Source organism: Stenotrophomonas sp. YJH_SMC_29 (assembly GCF_059371235.1).
This window is the reverse complement of record NZ_JCAFUK010000002.1, coordinates 140,255-157,515: the sequence shown is the minus strand read 5'-3', so window position 1 is coordinate 157,515 and position 17,261 is coordinate 140,255. Positions and strand designations below refer to the sequence as shown.

Genomic DNA, 17,261 nt, shown 5'->3' with positions numbered 1-17,261 from the left:
GCGCGGGGATCGCGGTTTCGCCACGATCCCGCATTCCTGCTGCTAGGCGACCCCGACTCGCAGCGGGGTCCATTCGCTTTCCTTCACGGCTGTGCTCACTGCCATGACGAGCTTGTCGAGATTGCTGGCCGTCACGCCCTCCAGTGCCGAACGCCCCCGCAGCATCGAGCGCGGTTGCAGCAGTGCATGGTAGATCTGCCAAGGGTCCGCACCCCTGGTCAGCTTCAGGACGGACTGGATCAGCTCGTGCTTGAGTGGGTCGAGGTGCCAGTCCGGCACGCGCTGGCCGCGGTTGCCTACGTTCAACGCCAGCAAGTTGCCCGCCTTGATCTCGTAACTGATCCACCTGCGGGATTTGCCCGCCATCTTGGCAAACGCAGCGACGGAAAGGTTGTGCGGCGCTTCGAAGACATCGAACAGCTCCATCCTCTCGCGCTGAATGTCCGAAGGCACCAGCGGCGCGGCCGATCGAGGGGGCGGAACCGCCGGCAGCCGATGTGCGGCGGCAGAAACCAACGGCATGGCGTCACCCGGCTTCGTCACGAGCAGGATTGGCGAAGCGGCAATCGGCGTAGAGGGGGCGCTTTCGGTTTGCTCACTCGGGAATGCGGGCACGCCTTCCAGATGCACGGTGAGCGGCATGCTGGCCGCCTCGACCTGGTTCTGCTCGAAGAGGTCGAGCCGATCGGCCCAGTCCTGCATCATGCGGCGACGCTGCTCCACGTACTCGGCATGGTTGTAGGTCGCGCTGACCTTGTTGGGATCGACATGCGAGAGCTGTGCATCCACCCAGACCTTCGGGTAGCCGATCTCGTTGAGCGCAGTGGACATCGTGCCGCGGATACCGTGTCCGGTCAGGCGTTCCTGATAGCCCATGCGTTTGAGCGCACCATTGAGCGTGTTCTCGCTGATGCGCTTCTTCAAGTCGCTGTCGTGCCGGAACAGGTAGCGCTGGGCCGGCTTGAACTCATCCAGCAGGTGCCGGACGATCTCCATGGCCTGAATCGACAGCGGCACGATGTAGGGCGGGATGTCCTTCGGCTGCTGCCGCTTCTTGCGCATATCCAACTGGAGTTGCTTCACGACGTCGGCCGGGATGATCCACAACCCACGGTCCAGATCGAATTGATCCGGCATCGCCTGTCGCAGCTCGCCGGTTCGCACGCCGGTCAGCAGCAATAGCCGCAGCCCGAGCTGGGTCTGCCGCCTGCCGCGATAGCTGCGCAGCCGCTGCAACAGCTTCGGCAGCTCGGCCATGCGCAGGAACGGGTTGTGGTTGACGGGTGGCAGCGGCAGCGCCACCACATCGAGATCGGAGGCGGGGTTCTGCTCCAGGCCCGGCACGATCACCAGCGCGTAGCGGAACAGTTGGTTGAACCACGTCCTGACTTTCTCGGCGACGGAGAGCGCCCTGCGCTTCTCGATCTTGGCGATCACCTCCAAGAGGTCGGGACGCTTGATCTCATAGATCGACCGCTTGCCCAAGGCGGGCAGCACATCCTTGTCGAAGATGCGCGGAAGGATCGAGAGGGTCGTCTGCCGGCCTTCCTTGAGGCTGAGCCCGCGATGCTTGAGCCACTTGCGATACACCGCCTCGAAGGTGTTTTCGTCGGCGAGCCGGACAGCAGTGCGCTTCTGCTTGCGGTGAACGCGAGGATTGGTGCCTTTGGCCAGCAGGGCGCGCGCTTCGTCGCGTAGGCTGCGGGCCTCGCGAAGCGTCACCTCCGGGTAGGTGCCGAGCGACATCCGCTTCTGCTTGCCCGCCCAGTAGTAACGGAAGTGCCAAGTCCTGCCCCCTGCAGCCGTGACGGCCAGGGAGAGGCCATCCAAGTCAGGGAGGGTGTATGCCTTGCCAGTTGCCTTGGCCTGTCGAACGGCCAGGTCTGAGAGTGCCATGCTCTTGCTCCTGAACATGAGTCAGGAACCAGATGCTGGTCACGTCGACCTCGCCCCTCCATCAACAATCCGGAATCAGCCGCGCCCGCAAAAATGGACTTGTTTGTGGACTTAAAAGTCCCGGCTGTAGGCGGATCGCAGTGGACTACGGCAGAACGTCAAAGAGAGGAAAAGTCCTTGTGTGGCAACGACTTGCAGACTCTCTTGGACTTCTGCGGAAGTCCGCAGAATGATGCGGTGGAGCGGGCGATGGGAATCGAACCCACGTCAGTAGCTTGGGAAGCTACAGCTCTACCATTGAGCTACGCCCGCAGTGCGCGGTGAAAGTCTATGCGGTTGGGCCAGTGTTGCGCAATGGCAGCATGCCGCAAAGGGGGCAGAGCCGTTTCCTGGCGGAAACGGATCCGCCCCCTGGCGCAACAGGTCAGAGCCCTTTCCCTGCGGAAAGGGCTCCGACCCCGGCGGTTGCTGCTTAGAACGTGCCGCTGAAGTTGGCGAACAGGGTGGCGTCCTGCGCGCGCTTCTGGCCGGTCGACGCGCTCAGGCCGAAGTTGCTCTGCAGGCCGAACAGTTCGGTGCGGGCACCCAGCACGACGGTGGCGTAGTTCTTGTCGAACTTCAGGCCCGGCACGCGGTAGCTGCCCAGCTCCGGCAGGGTCTGCAGCCAGGCGCTGGCCTGCTTGGTGTCCTCGAACTCGTGATCGTAGGTCACCTGGGCGTACGGCTTGAGGGTGCCGCCATCGAAGCGGGCCTGCCAGCCGATGCGACCCACGGTCGAATCGACGTTCTGGCGGTCGTAGCCCAGTGCGGTGGCCAGGGTGCCGGCCGCAGCGCTTTCGGTGTAACCGTCGATCTTCACCTTCTGCCAGATCACCGAGGCGATCGGGCCGTGGCGGAAGCCACCTTCGGTGCCGAACTCGTAACCGGCGTTCAGCGCGGCGGTCAGGTTGCTGCCGTCCGGCGAACCACCATGCTCACGGGTGGCCGGGCCCAGCTGGACCTTGCGGTTCACGTCATAGGACAGCCAGGTGTAGCTGACCTGGCCATTCACCCAGATGCGGTCGCCATACCAGCCTGCGAACAGACCGGCGGTGGTGTCCTTCTGGGTGAAGTCGCCACGGCTGTTGCCGAAGTCGGCGTTGAGGCGACCGAAGCCGGCGAAGCCACCGAACACCATGCCGTCGCGGGCCCAGTCGATACCGAACAGGCCGGCCGGGGCCAGGCCGTCGTACAGGTCGGCGTGGTCGTAGCGCTGCAGGTCGCCACGCACGCCACCCCACCAGGACAGGCCGTCGGCCGGACGACCGCCGAGGTGCATGCTGACCTGGTCGGCACGCGAACGACCGATGGTCTGCGCCGAGTGGCTCAGCACCTGCTGCAGGCGCGGGGCTTCCAGCACCGACACCGCATACTGGCCCAGCAGCTGGTGGCCGGCGGTGGTCGGGTGCACGCCGTCGGCGAACAGGTAGGTGTTGGCCGCATCCGGACTGACGTAGCTGGTCGGGTTGCAGGTCAGGATGCTCTGCGTCGAGTTGGCCGGGTCGATCCTGCAACCGGTGCTGGTGACGTTGGTGAAGCCGTACATGCCCGGGTTGGCGGCGACTTCGCCCAGCACGGTGAAGGTATCGAGCGGGATGAACGCGATGCCGGCCTGCTTCAGGCCGCCGTACAGCGCCTTGTTGTAGCCGGCCGACAGCGCGGTGGCGGCGGCGGCATTCGGACCGCGGAAGGCCGGGGTCAGGCCGACGTTGGGCAGGTTCGGCACCAGCACGTACTCGGCACCGGCCTGCTTCAGCGCGCCGACCAGGGCGATCTGATCGGTGACGGCGGCGCCGATGATGGCCTGTGCCTGCGCCGGCGCAGCGGCGGCCGCGAACAGGTCATTGGCACCGCCCCACACCGTGTACAGGACATTGGCGTCAGCCTTGCCGCCATTGGCAGCCAGATAACGCGCCGCCTGCGACTTCAGCGACGGGATGGTTCCCATCGGGCTCGCCACGTCCACGCCGACGCGGGCACCGCCGACCGCGTAGTTGTCGCCGCTCTGGCCGTTGCCGTTGGCGGCGCCGTTGAGGCCGTAGTAGTTGGCGACCTGCTGCGCCCACACCCAACCGGGGTTGGTGGTGAACTGGCCGGTCACCGGACGCACATCGGCCGGCAGCAGCGGGCGGAAATAGCCGGCATCGGTCAGGCTGTCGCCGAAGAACACGGCCTTGGAATACGGGGATTCGCCTGCCATGGCCGGAAGCGCGGCCAGCGCGATCGCGGCCGCCATCAGGGAGCGGATCGGGCGTTTGCTGAGCAGCATGTAAAAAACTCCTGTGGGGATATCGTTGAGGACCCGGCGGACGTACGCCGGCGCACGGTGAATGGTTTCACTGCGCCGCGTTTTGCTCACGCTGCGCCGCCGCATGGATTGTCGCCCGAGGGCGCTGGACCCCGCTGTGCCGGGGCTGGCGATCAGCGACATTTGCAAGGGTTCCGATCCGCGCAGGCCATCGGCGACAATGCGGTGATGAACATCCAGCTCAACGGCGAACCCCGTACCCTGCCCGCCTCGGCGACCCTCCACGATCTGCTGCAGGCCGAGCAGCTGCTGCAGCGCCGGGTCGCGGTCGAGGTCAACGGCGAGATCGTCAGCCGCAGCCGCCATGGCGAGCACGTCCTGGCCGAAGGCGACGTGGTGGAGATCGTGCACGCGCTGGGCGGCGGATGAGGCTGCGCGGGTAGTGCCGGCCGCTGGCCGGCAATCCGACGCTGTCAGGCACCCTGCATTTGCCGGCCAGCGGCCGGCACTACCCTCGCCCTCCTGCGGACAGCACCGCCTTGCATGACCCCATCTTCAGGCGGATAAGCGATAATCGCGCCATGAACGTTCATGTCTCCCCCGATTCGCTGGTGATCGCCGGCAAGACCTATGGCTCGCGGCTGCTGACCGGCACCGGCAAGTTCAAGGATCTGGAAGAAACCCGCCTGGCCACCGAGGCTGCCGGCGCCCAGATCGTCACTGTGGCCATCCGCCGCACCAACATCGGGCAGAACCCGGGCGAGCCGAACCTGCTCGACGTGCTGCCGCCGGAGCGTTTCACCATCCTGCCCAACACCGCCGGCTGCTACACCGCCGAGGATGCCGTGCGCACCTGCCGCCTGGCCCGTGAACTGCTGGACGGCCACAACCTGACCAAGCTGGAAGTGCTGGGCGACCAGAAGACCCTGTACCCGGACGTGATGCAGACCCTCAAGGCTGCCGAACAGCTGGTCAAGGACGGCTTCGAGGTGATGGTCTACACCTCCGACGACCCGATCCTGGCCAAGCGCCTGGAAGAGATCGGCTGCGCTGCGGTAATGCCGCTGGCCGCGCCGATCGGTTCGGGCCTGGGCATCCAGAACAAGTACAACCTGCTGCAGATCATCGAAGACGCCAAGGTGCCGATCATCGTTGATGCCGGCGTGGGTACCGCCTCCGATGCCGCGATCGCGATGGAGCTGGGTTGCGACGGCGTGCTGATGAATACCGCCATTGCCGGTGCGCGCAATCCGGTGCTGATGGCCAGTGCGATGCGCAAGGCGGTCGAGGCCGGCCGCGAGGCGTTCCTGGCCGGACGCATCCCGCGCAAGCGCTACGCCAGCGCTTCTTCGCCAGTGGACGGGCTGATCGGCTGATGACCAATCCTTTCGACAGCGCCGGTTCCAAGGCCCCGCCCAAGCCCTTCACCGTGAACGAGGGCCGCCGCGAGGTGCGCAGCTTCGTGTTGCGCCAGGGTCGTTTCACCCCGGCCCAGCAGCGCGCGTTCGACGAACGCTGGCCGCGCTTCGGCCTCGACTACACCGGCCAGCCGCGTGACCTGGACGCCACCTTCGGCCGCCCGGCGCACAAGGTGCTGGAAATCGGCTTCGGCAACGGCGCCGCGCTGCGCTTCGCTGCGCAGCACGATCCGTCGCGCGACTACATCGGCATCGAAGTGCACGCCCCGGGCGTGGGCCGGCTGCTCAACGCGCTGGCCGACGACAACGCCGACCACGTGCGCCTGTACCACCACGACGCGGTGGAAGTGCTGCAGAACGAGATCGCCGACGGCGCCCTCGATGAAGTGCGCATCTACTTCCCGGACCCGTGGCACAAGAAGCGCCACAACAAGCGCCGCCTGCTGCAGCCGGCGTTCGCCGAACTGCTGGTGCGCAAGCTGCGCCCGGGTGGCCGCCTGCACTGCGCCACCGACTGGGAAGACTACGCCGAGCAGATGTGGGACGTGCTCGATGCCACCGCCGGCCTGGTCAACCGCGCCGGCCCGCGTGGCAGCGTGCCGCGCCCGGACTGGCGCCCGCAGACCCACTTCGAGACCCGCGGCCAGAAACTCGGCCATGGCGTCTGGGACCTGTTGTACGACCGCACCTGACGATCGCCTGAGGACGCCGCGCCCCACATGGATACCGCGCTGACGCTGACCAACGACATGAAGCTCGTGCTCGGGCTGGTCGGCTTCACGATGGCGATGTTCCTGTTCGAGCGCATCCGCGCCGACGTGGTCGCGCTGGTGGTGCTGGTGGTGCTGGGTGTCACCGGGCTGATCGCGCCGGAGGAGATCTTTGGCGGTTTCTCCGGTAACGCGGTGATGAGCATCATCGCCACCACCATCCTCGGTGCGGGCCTGGACCGCACCGGGGCACTGAACCGGCTGGCCGCCTGGCTGCTGCGGCGTGGCCATGGCGTTGAGCAGCGGCTGCTGATGATGACCACCGCCATTGCCGGCCTGAATTCGTCCTTCATGCAGAACCCATCGGTGATGGCGCTGTACCTGCCGGTCGCCTCGCGGCTGGCGGCGCGCACGGGCCTGACGATGCAGCGTCTGCTGCTGCCGATCTCGGCGGCGATCGTGATGGGCGGTGCGCTGACCATGGTCGGCAACTCGCCGCTGATCCTGCTGAACGACCTGCTGGCCTCGGCCAACAACAACCTGCCCTCGGGCCTGGCCACCATCGAGCCGCTGCGCATGTTCGCACCGCTGCCGATCGGCGTGGCGCTGCTGGTCGCCTCGCTGCTGTATTTCCGCTACTACGGCGACCGCAAGCTGATCGAGGAAGAGAACCTGGTCAACGACGGGGTCACCCCGGCGCGCACCGAAAGCTACTTCGCCAAGACCTACGGCATCGAAGGCGACGTGTTCGAGCTGGTGGTGAGCGCGGAAAGCCCGCTGGTGGGCATGACCCTGGGCGAGGCCGAGAACCTGCACGACGCGCCGTTGCTGCTGGCGCTGAAGACCGGCAACGACACCCGCCTGGCGCCGCCGGCAGAGATGCGCATCTGGGTCGGCAGCGTGCTCGGTGCGATGGGCCCGCGCCAGCAGATCAGCGACTTCGCGCAGAACCAGTTCCTGCGCATGTCCTCGCGCCTGAAGCACCTGGGCGACCTGTTCAACCCCAGCCGCGCCGGTATTTCCGAGGCGGTGGTGCCGCCGACCTCGAATGTGATCGGCAAGAGCGCGGCCGACCTGCGCCTGCGCAAGGAGCGCGGCATCAGCCTGCTGGCGATCAACCGCGACAAGCAGGTGATCCGCGAGGACGTGCGCGACGTGCAGCTGCGCGCCGGTGACATGCTGGTGTTCCACAGCATCTGGACCGACCTGGCGCAGGCCGCCAAGAGCCGCGACTTCGTGGTGGTCACCGATTACCCCACCGGCGAGCAGCGACCGCACAAGTTCAAGATCGCCATGGCGATCTTCGCGCTGACCATCCTGATCGCGCTGACCAGCAAGCTGCCGGTGGCGCTGACGCTGATGACCGGCGTGGCGGGCATGCTGCTGACCGGCGTGCTGCGCATGGACGAGGCGTATGCCTCGATCAACTGGAAGACGGTATTCATGATGGCCGGGCTGATTCCGCTTGGCTGGGCGATGGATTCCAGTGGTGCGGCGGCGTGGGTGGCCGGCCACACCATCGACAAGCTGCCGACCGGCATTCCGGTGTGGGTGCTGGAGGTGGCACTGGCACTGCTGACCACAGCGTTCTCGCTGGTGATCAGCCACGTGGGCGCGACCATCGTAATGGTGCCGATCGCGGTGAACCTGGCGCTGGCGGCAGGCGGCAACCCGACCGCGTTCGCACTGATCGTGGCGCTGTCGGCGTCCAACAACCTGATGACGGCCTCCAACCCGGTGATATCGATGATCACCGGCCCGGCCAACTACACCCCGCGCGAGATGTGGCGGGTCGGCGGCCCGTTGTCGCTGATCTACACCTGCGTGGTGGTGCTGATGATCAACCTGATGTTCTGAGGCTTGGGGTTTGTTGGCAGGGCTGCGCCCTGTCCCCCGGTAGTGCCGGCCGCTGGCCGGCACGGATCTCGTTCTGGTAGCTGCCGACCTCGGTCGACACGGCTTTTGTAGCGTCGAGCCATGCTCGACTGCTCCTGGCTTGATGGGGTCAGAGCCGTTTTCCTGCGGAAGACGGATCCGACCCCCAGCTGGCTTCAAGCCAGGTAAACCTGCCCGTCGCGCACGTCCACCGGCACCGCGCGCAGGCGGTCGCCCTTGCACGGGCCGGCGATGCAGTCGCCACTGTCCAGCGCGAACGAGGCGCCGTGCGCGGCGCAGACCAGATGCCCCTCGCGGCTCTTCAGGAACTGGCCCGGTGCCCAGTCCAAACGGCGGCCGGCATGCGGGCAGATGTTCAGGAACGCGCGCACCTGCGCACCGTCGCGGTACAGCACCAGCGATTCGGCATCGCCATCGACCAGCGCTTCGACCTCGGCAAACGCGCCATCGGCGAGGGCATCCAGGGCGATCAGGGCGGCAGCGGCAGTCATGGCAAAGGCTCGTACGGTAAACCCGCATTGTCGCATGCCCACTCAGGTGACTGGCTGCGACATGAACACAAGTCATTGATCTGTAATAAGCACAGGCTATATTTAACGAGTTTTTCACTCAATGACAGTGGCGCGTCCCGATACTCTGCTTTCGCTGATCCCAGCCTATCGAGCCGCCATGTTCAATCGCGCATCCGCCTTCAACCAGTTCCGCACCCTGTTCGCGCCGCGCAAGCCGCGTCACCCGCTGGTGCGCGTTGCCGTGGGCCTGCTTGGCCTGGCGATCCTGGCCGCGATGGTGTTCATCGGCGTGTTCGTCGGTGCCGCGATGATCCTGGTTGGCCTGGCATGGAAGCTGCTGGCCTCGCGCAAGCCGGGGACTGCACGCCCGGTCGACCCGACCGTGGTCGAGGGCGAGTACCGCGTGGTACGCAAGCCGGTGTTGCCGGCCTCGCGCTGATCCACCTCCTGCGCGCCCGCTGACGGCGGGCGCCATGCGTTCTAGACTGCGGGCACGCCCTTCCTGGATGCCCGCATGTCCGATGTCTCCGATGTGATCCCTGCCGTAGCCCTGCCGCGTGTGCCGGTAGCCGGTGGTGGCAGTTTCCCCGTGCACCGCATCTACTGCGTCGGCCGCAATTTCGCCGACCACGCCCGCGAAATGGGTGCCGCGGTGCCGGCGGCCGATGACCGTGGCCGCCCGATGTTCTTCAGCAAGCCGGCCGATGCGATCGTGGTCGGCCACGACGATGCCATCCCCTATCCGCCGGCAACCGCCAACCTGCACCACGAAGTGGAACTGGTGGTGGCGATCGGCCGGGATGCGCCCGCCGGCGAGCTGGCCGTGGCCGACGCCGACGCACTGGTCTACGGCTATGCCGTCGGCCTGGACCTGACCCGCCGCGACCTGCAGGCCGCGGCCAAGGACAAGGGCCACCCGTGGGATGCGGCCAAAGGCTTCGATGCCTCCGCGCCGATCAGCGAGATCGTCCACGCCGAAGAAGTGGGCGACCTGGCTGCGCTGAATCTGTCGCTGGAGGTCAACGGCGAGGTGCGCCAGCAGGCGCTGCTCGACCAGATGATCTGGAACGTGCCGGAAATCCTGCACGAGCTGTCCAAGCTGTGGCAGCTGCGTGCCGGCGACCTGGTGTTCATGGGTACCCCGTCCGGGGTGGCTGCGCTGAAGCCCGGCGACCGTTTCAGTGCCCGCCTGGAAAACGTGGCCGAGCGCCACGGCGTGATCGCCGGCTGACATCACCTGCGCTACCCTGCGCGCTGTCCACTTCCCCACCGGAGAAAAACAACAATGGGAATGCTCACCGAGTTCAAGGAATTCGCGATGCGCGGCAACGTCATCGACCTCGCCGTCGGCGTGGTGATCGGCGCGGCCTTCGGCAAGATCGTGACGGCGCTGGTCGAGAAGATCATCATGCCGCCGCTGGGCCTGCTGATCGGCAAGGTGGACTTCTCGCAACTGGCCTGGACGTTGTCACCGGCCCGGCTCGGCCCCGATGGCAAGGAAATTCCGGCGGTAGTGATCGGCTACGGTGACTTCATCAACACGCTGATCCAGTTCGTGATCGTGGCCTTCGCCATTTTCCTGGTGGTCAAGGCGATCAACCGCCTGTCGCGCAAGAAGGAAGCGGCACCGGCCGCGCCGGCCGAAGAAGTGGTGCTGCTGCGCGAGATCCGCGACAGCCTGAAGAAATAAGGCCGCAGAACGATCGTGCCGGCCGCGACTGCTCGAAAGCCCCGCTCCGGCGGGGCTTTCGCTTTGCTGCATCTGGCGGAAAACAGCATCCGCGCCAGCCATGACCTCCCGCCCATGCGCCGGGCTGAACGACTGTTAAGCTCCAAGGCTTAGGTCCCTTCCCGGAGTTGTCCATGCGTCGCCGCGTCCTTGCCATCGCATCCTCCCTCGCCCTGCTGGCCGCCCCGGCCTTCGCGGCGCCGCGCACCACCACCCTGCCCCCGGCGTCGCTGGCCACCGCCGCACAACTGCGCGACCAGGCGCTGGCCGATGACACCGGCTGGAAGGTGGTCGAATCGCTCACCACCGAGATCGGTCCGCGCATTGCCGGCAGCGAAGCCGATGCCCGCGCGGTCGCCTGGGCCGAAGCCAAGTTCAAGGCCCTGGGCTTCGACAAGGTCTGGAAGGAGCCGGTGACGTTCCCGAAGTGGGAACGCCGCAGTGAACACGCCGCCGTGACCGGCAGGAACCCGCAGCCGCTGCAGATCACGGCACTGGGCGGCAGCCCGGGTGGCACCGTGGAAGCCGAAGTGGTGCGCTTTGCCGACCTGGCCGCGCTGCAGGCCGCACCGGCGGGTTCGCTGAAGGGCAAGATCGCCTTCGTCGATTACCAGATGCTGCCGTTCCGCGATGGCCGCGACTACGGCCGTGGCGGCGCGATCCGCAGCAAGGGCCCCTCCGAGGCGATCCGCAAGGGCGCGGTCGGTTTCCTGATGCGCTCGGCCGGTACCGACTCGCACCGCGTGCCGCACACCGGCATCACCCGTTTCGATGACGGCCTGACCCCGGTGCCGTCGGCCGCGCTGTCGGTGCCCGATGCCGACCAGCTGGCGCGCCTGCTGGCGCGTGGCAGCACCACTGTGAAGGTGGCGCTGGACTGCGGTTGGGATGGCACGGCCACTTCGTACAACGTGATCGGCGAGATCACCGGCCGCAGCCTGCCGAAGGAAGTGGTGGTGATCGGCGGTCACCTGGATTCGTGGGACCTGGGCACCGGCGCTGTCGATGACGGCGCAGGCGTGGGCATCACCATGGCTGCAGGCCACCTGATCGGCCAGCTGAAGCAGGCACCGAAGCGCACCATCCGCGTGATCGCCTTCGCCAACGAGGAACAGGGCCTGTACGGCGGCAAGGCCTATGCCGAAGCGCACGCGAAGGACGTGGCGCTGCACCAGCTGGCCGCCGAGAGCGACTTCGGCGCCGGCCGCATCTACGCCTTCAATACCGGTTCGCCGAACCCGGAAGGCTCGCGCGAAGCGACGAAGCAGATTGCCGAAGTGATGAAGCCGCTGGGCATCGAGTACCAGGCCGACAAGGGGGGCCCGGGCCCGGACGTCGGCCCGCTGGCCGCCAAGGGCGGTGCGTGGGCGTGGCTGGCGCAGGACGGCTCGGACTACTTCCACCTGCACCACACCGCTGACGACACGCTGGACAAGATCGACCCGAAGGCACTGGCACAGAACGTGGCCGCGTACACCGTGTTCGCGTACCTGGCGGCGGAAGCCGATGGCAGCTTCGGCAGCGAGGCCAAGGCGACCACGCCGCCGAACGAGTGATGCGCTGGCGCCGGGCCATGCCCGGCGAGTGCAGCGGGAAGAGCGGTGCGAACCGAGGTTCGCACCCACCGGGCAATGGCGTGGGTCAGAGCCCTCGCCCTGGCGAGGGATCTGACCCCGATCCTGTCAGCCCTCCCACACGCTGGTGTTGCGCACGCCCAGCAGTTTCGGGTTGAACAGCGGATCCTTGCCGGCCTGGCGATGCTGCTCGTAGTCGCGCAGTGCGGCCAGGGCAGGCCTTTGCAGCAGCAGGATGGCGATGATGTTCAGCCAGCTCATCAGGCCAACGCCGATGTCACCCAGCGACCAGGCCACTGTGGCACTGTTCACCGCCGAGTAGCCGGTCGCTGCCAGGAACAGCAGCTGGAAGACGCCCATCAGCCACGCCGTCGGCCGATCGCGGCACAGATAGCTGACGTTGGTCTCGGCCATGTAGTACAGCGCGAGGATGGTGGTGAACGCGAACGGCAGGATCGCCAGCGCCACGAACGAACGGCCGAAGCCCGGCAGCGCCGATTCCACCGCATGCTGCACGAAGCGTGGCCCGGCCTCGACGCCGGGCAGATTGCCCAGCAGCAGGCGCGCGTCATCGGGAATGCCGTTCACCGCCGGGTCGTAGACGTTGTACAGGCCGGTGGACAGGATCAGGAAGGCGGTCGCACTGCACACCACCATCGTGTCGATGTAGACCGAGAACGACTGCACCAGGCCCTGCTTGACCGGATGCGAAACTTCCGCGGCGGCGGCCGGGTGCGCCCCACTGCCCATGCCGGCCTCGTTGGACAGCACGCCGCGACGCACGCCCCACTGGATGGCAGTACCGATCATCGCACCGAACGCTGCATCCACACCGAATGCACTGCGCAGCACCAGCATGATCACCTCCGGCAGCTTCTCCGCGTTGAGCACCATCACCAGCGCCGTGACCAGCAGGTAGGCCACGGCCATCAGCGGCACCACCCATTCGGCCACGCGCGCAATGCGCCGCACACCGCCGATGAGGATGGCGCCCAGCACAACCAGCAGAACCGCGGTGGTGGTCATCACCGGTACGTCCCAGGCTTCGTTCACCGCACTGGTGATCGCATTGGACTGGGTGCCGGCCAGCATCGCGCCCGCCAGCACCGTCACCAGTGCGAACAGCACGGCATACCAGCGTTGGCCGAGGCCTTTCTCGATGTAGTACGCCGGGCCGCCCCGGTACTGCCCCTTGCCGTCGCGATCCTTGTAGATCTGCGCGAGCGTGGATTCGATGAAAGCACTGGACGCACCGAGGAAGGCGACGATCCACATCCAGAAGATCGCGCCGGGGCCGCCGAAGGCGATGGCCATGGCGACGCCGGCGATGTTGCCGACGCCCACCCGGCTGGACAGCGAAAGGGACAACGCCTGGAACGGCGACACCCCGGCATCGGAGCGCTCATGGCGGAACATCAGGCGCAGCATGTCCGGCAATGCACGCAGCTGGATGAAGCGCGTGCGCACACTGAAATACAGGCCGGTGAGCAGGCACAGCACCACCAGGTAGGGGCTCCAGACGACGCCGAGGATCGTGTTGACGATGGATTCGATGTTCATCGGCGACCTCCTAGAAGAACATACCCAAGGCAATCTGGGGGCTGACGATATGGCGGGTGTTGCGACCCGCCACGCTGAATTCCACGCCGGCGATCAGGCCCAGCGTCGGGCTGAAGTGGTACTCCACGGCCGGCGCCAGGGTGACGCTGCGGCTGGCCGGGCGATGTTCCTCGATGCGCTCGACGTGGCCGCTGGCGTTACGCGCGAAACCACTCAGGCGCTGGCCGGTCTCGCGGCTGGCGGCCACTTCCATCACGCCGACCCAGCGCGGATTGAAGCTGTACTCGGCCCCCACCGACAGGCCCAGCACCGAACCGCGGGAGATGTGTCCCTGGAAGCTGTCATCGGTGCCGTAGACGCTGGCCCCGGAGATCGCCGTGCGCGACGGCGCCGGCCCCGCGCTGAGCTGGGCGCGCCAGCGCAGCGGGCGGTCGTTGCCCAGCCAGACCACCTGCTGCACGCCCAATGCGGCAGTGGTGCGCTGCACACCGTCGCCCTGCGCATCAAGCGGATTGCCGGTGATGCGGTCATGGCTGCCGGTACTGAAGCGCTGCACCAGCGCGACCGAGATGGCCGGACGCGTGCCATCGGCATTGGGCGCCTGCAGCAGGTACTGCAGGCGCGCGGTGGTATCGCCGGCGCGGAAACCACTGCTGCGCGCGCTGCCCTGTTCGGCACGCGATGCACTGAGATTGACCTGGCCCATCACCCGGTCGCTGAAGCCGTAGATGATCGGCACTACCGTGGCCCACGCACCGCTGTGCTGCGCGCTGCCGCGGCGATGGCCGCCATCGTCATACTGATCGCGGCTGTCGACCCGCACCAGGTAGGGTTCGATGTACCAGTTGCCCTGCGGCAGGCCGGCCGGATTGGGGGTGATCAGCGGACCGGTGAAGTTGACCCCGTCCAGGCTGCGTTCGCCGGCTGCGGCACGGCCGTTGGCAAGGACGCTGGTCAGGACCAGCAATGCGATGAGGATACAGCGTGGGTGATGCATGGCAGCCTCTTCTGGACACCGTGGGATGGAGTTCCACCCTGCGTTGCCGGAAGCGGCTGACCAATAAGGAAACTTTCAAAACGTCATGCGCGCTTGACGCAATGACGAACCCTGGAAGGGGTCGGAGCCCTCGCCCGCGGCGAGGGATCCGATCCGGGATACCAGATCAGCTGCGGCGGCTGGCCCACTGCGCCAGCAGCACCGCCGTGGCCGAGGCCACGTTCAGGCTCTCCACTGCGCCGCTGCCGGGAATCGAGACCTGCAGGTCGCACGCCCCCGCCAGGCCACGGTCCATGCCCTCGCCTTCGGCGCCCATCACATACACCAGGCGTTGCGGCAGCGCGGTGCGGAACACGTCGTCACCGCCCTCCACCAGGGTCGCGGCCAGGCCGAAACCGGCGGCACGCAGCTGTGCCATCGCCTGAGCGGTCTCCGGCAGCTGCACCAGCGGCACCGCCTCGGCACCGCCCTCGGCCACGCGCGCGGCGGCACCGGACAGCGCCAGCGTGCTGCCGGCCGGCAGCAGCAGCGCCTTGGCACCGAAGTGCGCGGCCGACCGCAGGATCGCGCCGAGGTTGTGCGGGTTGCCCACGCCATCCAGCCACAACGCCAGCGCCGGACCGTCACCGACCTGCTCCAGCCACTGCGCCAGCGGCAGTGCCGGTGCGCGCAGCACGTCAGCCACCACGCCTTCGTGGTGGGTGGTGCCGGCAAGCTTGTTCAGATCGCCGTCTTCAACCACGCGATACCCCACGCGGTTGGCCACGCACCACTTCAGCAGCGGCTGCAGGCGCGGAATGCGCGCCTCCAGCAGGTACAGCTTGCGCAGCGCCTGCGGCCGCGCTTCGAACGCGGCCAGCACGGCATTGAGGCCGTACAGGCGCAGCTCGTCGCTGCCACCGCGCCCACCACCGCCCGTGGCCGGCACCTCCGGACGCGGCAACGGCGTTGCGCGCGGCGGACGGGCGGACGGGCGGCGGTTGTTCCAAGGGTTGTTCACTTACACACTCTCCTGCTTGCGCTGGCGCCAGAAATCGGCGTTCTTGATGCCCAGGGCATCAGGGTCGAACACCGGATCCAGGCCGAGCTTCTTCTGTCGTTCGTAGTCACGCAGGGCCAGCATCGCCGGCTTCTGGATGATGAGGATGGCAATGATGTTCAGCCAGGCCATCAGGCCGACGCCGATGTCACCCAGCGCCCAGGCCAGGGTTGCATTGTGGAATGCGCCGAACACCACCATGCCGATGATGCCCAGGCGCAGCACCAGCACCGTCAGCGGGCGCTTCTTGTTGTGGTTCACATAGCTGAGGTTGGTCTCTGCCATGTAGTAGTACGCCATGATGGTGGTGAAGGCGAAGAAGAAGATGGCGATGGACACGAACGCCGAACCCCAGCCCGGCAGCACGGCTTCCACGCCGGCCTGGGCGTAACCGGCGCCTTCGGGAATGCCGGCCAGGCCCTGGAAGATCGGCGGGGCGCTGGCGCCTGCAGGCGAGTAGACGTTGTAGGTGCCGCTGGCCAGGATCAGGAACGCGGTGGCGGTGCACACCATCATGGTGTCGAAGTAGATGGCGAAGGCCTGCACGTAACCCTGCTTGGCCGGGTGCGAGACTTCCGAGGCAGCCGCTGCATGCGGGCCCGAACCCTGGCCGGCTTCGTTGGCGTAGATGCCGCGCTTGATGCCCCACTCCACCGCCAGGCCCATCATCGCGCCGAACGCGGCGTGGGTGCCGAAGGCGCTGCTGAAGATGATGTTGAACATCTCCGGCACGCGGTCGTAGTTGATGATCATGATGACGATGGCCATCAGGATGAAGCCGGCGGCCATGAACGGCACCACCACTTCGGCGAAGTTGGCGATGCGCTTGACGCCGCCGAAGATCACCACGCCCAGCAGCAGCGCCACCACGATGCCGATGCCCAGCTTCAGCGCCTGCACCGATTCCATGCCGAAGGCCTGGCCATCGAGCGGACCGCACAGCGCGGTGCCACGGCAGGCGTTGATGATGCTGTCGGCGATGGCGTTGGCCTGCACGCCCGGCATCAGGAAGCCGGCAGCGATGATCGTGGCGATGGCGAAGGCCAGCGCGTACCACTTCAGGCCCATGGCCTTTTCGATGTAGTACGCCGGGCCACCGCGGTAGCGGCCTTCGGCGTCCTTGGTCTTGTAGATCTGCGCCAGGGTGCATTCCACATACGACGTAGACGCGCCGAGGAAGCCCATCACCCACATCCAGAAGATCGCACCGGGGCCGCCGAAGGCGATAGCGGTGGCCACGCCGGCGATGTTGCCGATACCCATGCGGCCGGCCATCGACATGGCCAGGGCTTGGAACGAGGACACACCGGCGTCGGATTTCTCACCCTTGACGGTGAGGCGGCACATCTCGAAGAAGCCGCGGATCTGCATGAAGCGCGTGCGCAGGCTGAAGAACAGGCCGGCGCCCAGGCACACGAAGATCAGTGCCTTGCTCCAGATGATGCTGTTGATGAAGTGTACGGTTGCTTCCACGCGCGCTCTCTCCAGTCGGCGGGTTGTAAGGACGTCCCGTCGGCTGGAGGGGACCGGTCGATTCTCCCTGATCGCAGGCCGCTGCGGTAGCGCCAGAAGACAAGGGGTCGGATCCCTTGCGAAGCGCGCGAGGGCTCCGACCCCGGTTCGCCCGTTTGAGGGGTTGGGGT

General features: G+C 66.8%; 15 protein-coding genes and 1 tRNA gene. 8 read left to right on the top strand and 8 right to left on the bottom strand.

The features are described from left to right. Positions 1-42 precede the first annotated feature (42 nt). From AC5P9I_RS03860 to AC5P9I_RS03850, 3 genes are all read right to left on the bottom strand, one after another. Positions 43-1,896, bottom strand: coding sequence for a tyrosine-type recombinase/integrase (locus AC5P9I_RS03860; protein ID WP_023109284.1), 1,854 nt, complete (start codon positions 1,894-1,896; stop codon positions 43-45). 238 nt (positions 1,897-2,134) lie between these two features. Then, positions 2,135-2,208 (bottom strand) — tRNA-Gly (locus tag AC5P9I_RS03855). Positions 2,209-2,368: 160 nt separating this feature from the next. After that, the gene (locus AC5P9I_RS03850; protein ID WP_074725060.1) at positions 2,369-4,204 is read right to left on the bottom strand and encodes an autotransporter domain-containing esterase; all 1,836 of its coding nucleotides are present in this window, start codon (positions 4,202-4,204) and stop codon (positions 2,369-2,371) included. Between the two features lie 207 nt (positions 4,205-4,411). Here AC5P9I_RS03850 and thiS point away from each other — a divergent pair, with 207 nt between their 5' ends. The 4 genes from thiS (at position 4,412) to AC5P9I_RS03830 (ending at position 8,168) form a co-directional block, all read left to right on the top strand. Continuing rightward, positions 4,412-4,612 carry a sulfur carrier protein ThiS gene (gene thiS, locus AC5P9I_RS03845; protein ID WP_005418796.1) on the top strand — a complete coding sequence of 67 codons (201 nt, stop codon included), beginning with the start codon at positions 4,412-4,414 and terminating at the stop codon, positions 4,610-4,612. Positions 4,613-4,764: 152 nt separating this feature from the next. Continuing rightward, positions 4,765-5,559, top strand: coding sequence for a thiazole synthase (locus AC5P9I_RS03840; protein ID WP_049466024.1), 795 nt, complete (start codon positions 4,765-4,767; stop codon positions 5,557-5,559). Beyond that, positions 5,559-6,293 carry a tRNA (guanosine(46)-N7)-methyltransferase TrmB gene (gene trmB, locus AC5P9I_RS03835; RefSeq protein WP_053461245.1) on the top strand — a complete coding sequence of 245 codons (735 nt, stop codon included), beginning with the start codon at positions 5,559-5,561 and terminating at the stop codon, positions 6,291-6,293. Before AC5P9I_RS03840 ends, trmB begins: the two co-directional genes overlap by 1 nt. Positions 6,294-6,320: 27 nt before the next feature. Further along, on the top strand, positions 6,321-8,168 hold the full coding sequence (locus AC5P9I_RS03830) for an SLC13 family permease (protein WP_049466020.1): 1,848 nt from the start codon (positions 6,321-6,323) through the stop codon (positions 8,166-8,168). 194 nt (positions 8,169-8,362) lie between these two features. Here the strand turns inward: AC5P9I_RS03830 and AC5P9I_RS03825 are convergent, their stop codons facing one another. Continuing rightward, the gene (locus tag AC5P9I_RS03825) at positions 8,363-8,698 is read right to left on the bottom strand and encodes a Rieske (2Fe-2S) protein (RefSeq protein ID WP_049466019.1); all 336 of its coding nucleotides are present in this window, start codon (positions 8,696-8,698) and stop codon (positions 8,363-8,365) included. Positions 8,699-8,876: 178 nt separating this feature from the next. On the opposite strand from AC5P9I_RS03825, the gene AC5P9I_RS03820 reads away from it, so the two are divergent. From AC5P9I_RS03820 to AC5P9I_RS03805, 4 genes are all read left to right on the top strand, one after another. After that, positions 8,877-9,158, top strand: coding sequence for a hypothetical protein (locus AC5P9I_RS03820; protein WP_049466016.1), 282 nt, complete (start codon positions 8,877-8,879; stop codon positions 9,156-9,158). Between the two features lie 75 nt (positions 9,159-9,233). Further along, a complete protein-coding gene (locus AC5P9I_RS03815) occupies positions 9,234-9,950 on the top strand; it encodes a fumarylacetoacetate hydrolase family protein (protein WP_019660190.1) in 717 nt (238 codons plus the stop codon). A 54-nt stretch (positions 9,951-10,004) separates the two neighbouring features. Beyond that, a complete protein-coding gene (gene mscL, locus AC5P9I_RS03810; RefSeq protein WP_049412700.1) occupies positions 10,005-10,409 on the top strand; it encodes a large-conductance mechanosensitive channel protein MscL in 405 nt (134 codons plus the stop codon). A gap of 173 nt (positions 10,410-10,582) precedes the next feature. Further along, complete coding sequence (locus AC5P9I_RS03805) at positions 10,583-12,004, top strand: M28 family peptidase (RefSeq protein ID WP_032957185.1); 1,422 nt, start codon at positions 10,583-10,585, stop codon at positions 12,002-12,004. A gap of 126 nt (positions 12,005-12,130) precedes the next feature. Here AC5P9I_RS03805 and AC5P9I_RS03800 read toward each other — a convergent pair whose 3' ends face one another. From AC5P9I_RS03800 to AC5P9I_RS03785, 4 genes are all read right to left on the bottom strand, one after another. Next, positions 12,131-13,582: an alanine/glycine:cation symporter family protein gene (locus AC5P9I_RS03800; protein ID WP_180867418.1), complete on the bottom strand. Its 1,452-nt coding sequence runs from the start codon at positions 13,580-13,582 to the stop codon at positions 12,131-12,133. A gap of 10 nt (positions 13,583-13,592) precedes the next feature. After that, entirely contained in the window at positions 13,593-14,579 is a 987-nt protein-coding gene (locus AC5P9I_RS03795; RefSeq protein WP_057494691.1) for a hypothetical protein, read from the bottom strand. Between the two features lie 166 nt (positions 14,580-14,745). Continuing rightward, complete coding sequence (locus AC5P9I_RS03790; RefSeq protein ID WP_164081927.1) at positions 14,746-15,579, bottom strand: TrmH family RNA methyltransferase; 834 nt, start codon at positions 15,577-15,579, stop codon at positions 14,746-14,748. Beyond that, positions 15,580-17,091 (bottom strand): alanine/glycine:cation symporter family protein, encoded by a 1,512-nt coding sequence (locus tag AC5P9I_RS03785; protein ID WP_057494690.1) that lies wholly within the window; start codon positions 17,089-17,091, stop codon positions 15,580-15,582. Between the last annotated feature and the right edge of the window lie 170 nt (positions 17,092-17,261).

Excerpts from the sequence above, each read along its gene's own strand:
- AC5P9I_RS03850 (WP_074725060.1), bottom strand. The coding sequence starts at position 4,204 with ATGCTGCTCAGCAAACGCCCGATCCGCTCCCTGATGGCGGCCGCGATC.
- AC5P9I_RS03860 (WP_023109284.1), bottom strand. The coding sequence starts at position 1,896 with ATGGCACTCTCAGACCTGGCCGTTCGACAGGCCAAGGCAACTGGCAAG.
- AC5P9I_RS03800 (WP_180867418.1), bottom strand. The coding sequence starts at position 13,582 with ATGAACATCGAATCCATCGTCAACACGATCCTCGGCGTCGTCTGGAGC.
- AC5P9I_RS03840 (WP_049466024.1), top strand. The coding sequence starts at position 4,765 with ATGAACGTTCATGTCTCCCCCGATTCGCTGGTGATCGCCGGCAAGACC.
- mscL (WP_049412700.1), top strand. The coding sequence starts at position 10,005 with ATGGGAATGCTCACCGAGTTCAAGGAATTCGCGATGCGCGGCAACGTC.
- AC5P9I_RS03830 (WP_049466020.1), top strand. The coding sequence starts at position 6,321 with ATGGATACCGCGCTGACGCTGACCAACGACATGAAGCTCGTGCTCGGG.
- AC5P9I_RS03795 (WP_057494691.1), bottom strand. The coding sequence starts at position 14,579 with ATGCATCACCCACGCTGTATCCTCATCGCATTGCTGGTCCTGACCAGC.
- trmB (WP_053461245.1), top strand. The coding sequence starts at position 5,559 with ATGACCAATCCTTTCGACAGCGCCGGTTCCAAGGCCCCGCCCAAGCCC.
- AC5P9I_RS03815 (WP_019660190.1), top strand. The coding sequence starts at position 9,234 with ATGTCCGATGTCTCCGATGTGATCCCTGCCGTAGCCCTGCCGCGTGTG.
- thiS (WP_005418796.1), top strand. The coding sequence starts at position 4,412 with ATGAACATCCAGCTCAACGGCGAACCCCGTACCCTGCCCGCCTCGGCG.
- AC5P9I_RS03825 (WP_049466019.1), bottom strand. The coding sequence starts at position 8,698 with ATGACTGCCGCTGCCGCCCTGATCGCCCTGGATGCCCTCGCCGATGGC.
- AC5P9I_RS03805 (WP_032957185.1), top strand. The coding sequence starts at position 10,583 with ATGCGTCGCCGCGTCCTTGCCATCGCATCCTCCCTCGCCCTGCTGGCC.
- AC5P9I_RS03820 (WP_049466016.1), top strand. The coding sequence starts at position 8,877 with ATGTTCAATCGCGCATCCGCCTTCAACCAGTTCCGCACCCTGTTCGCG.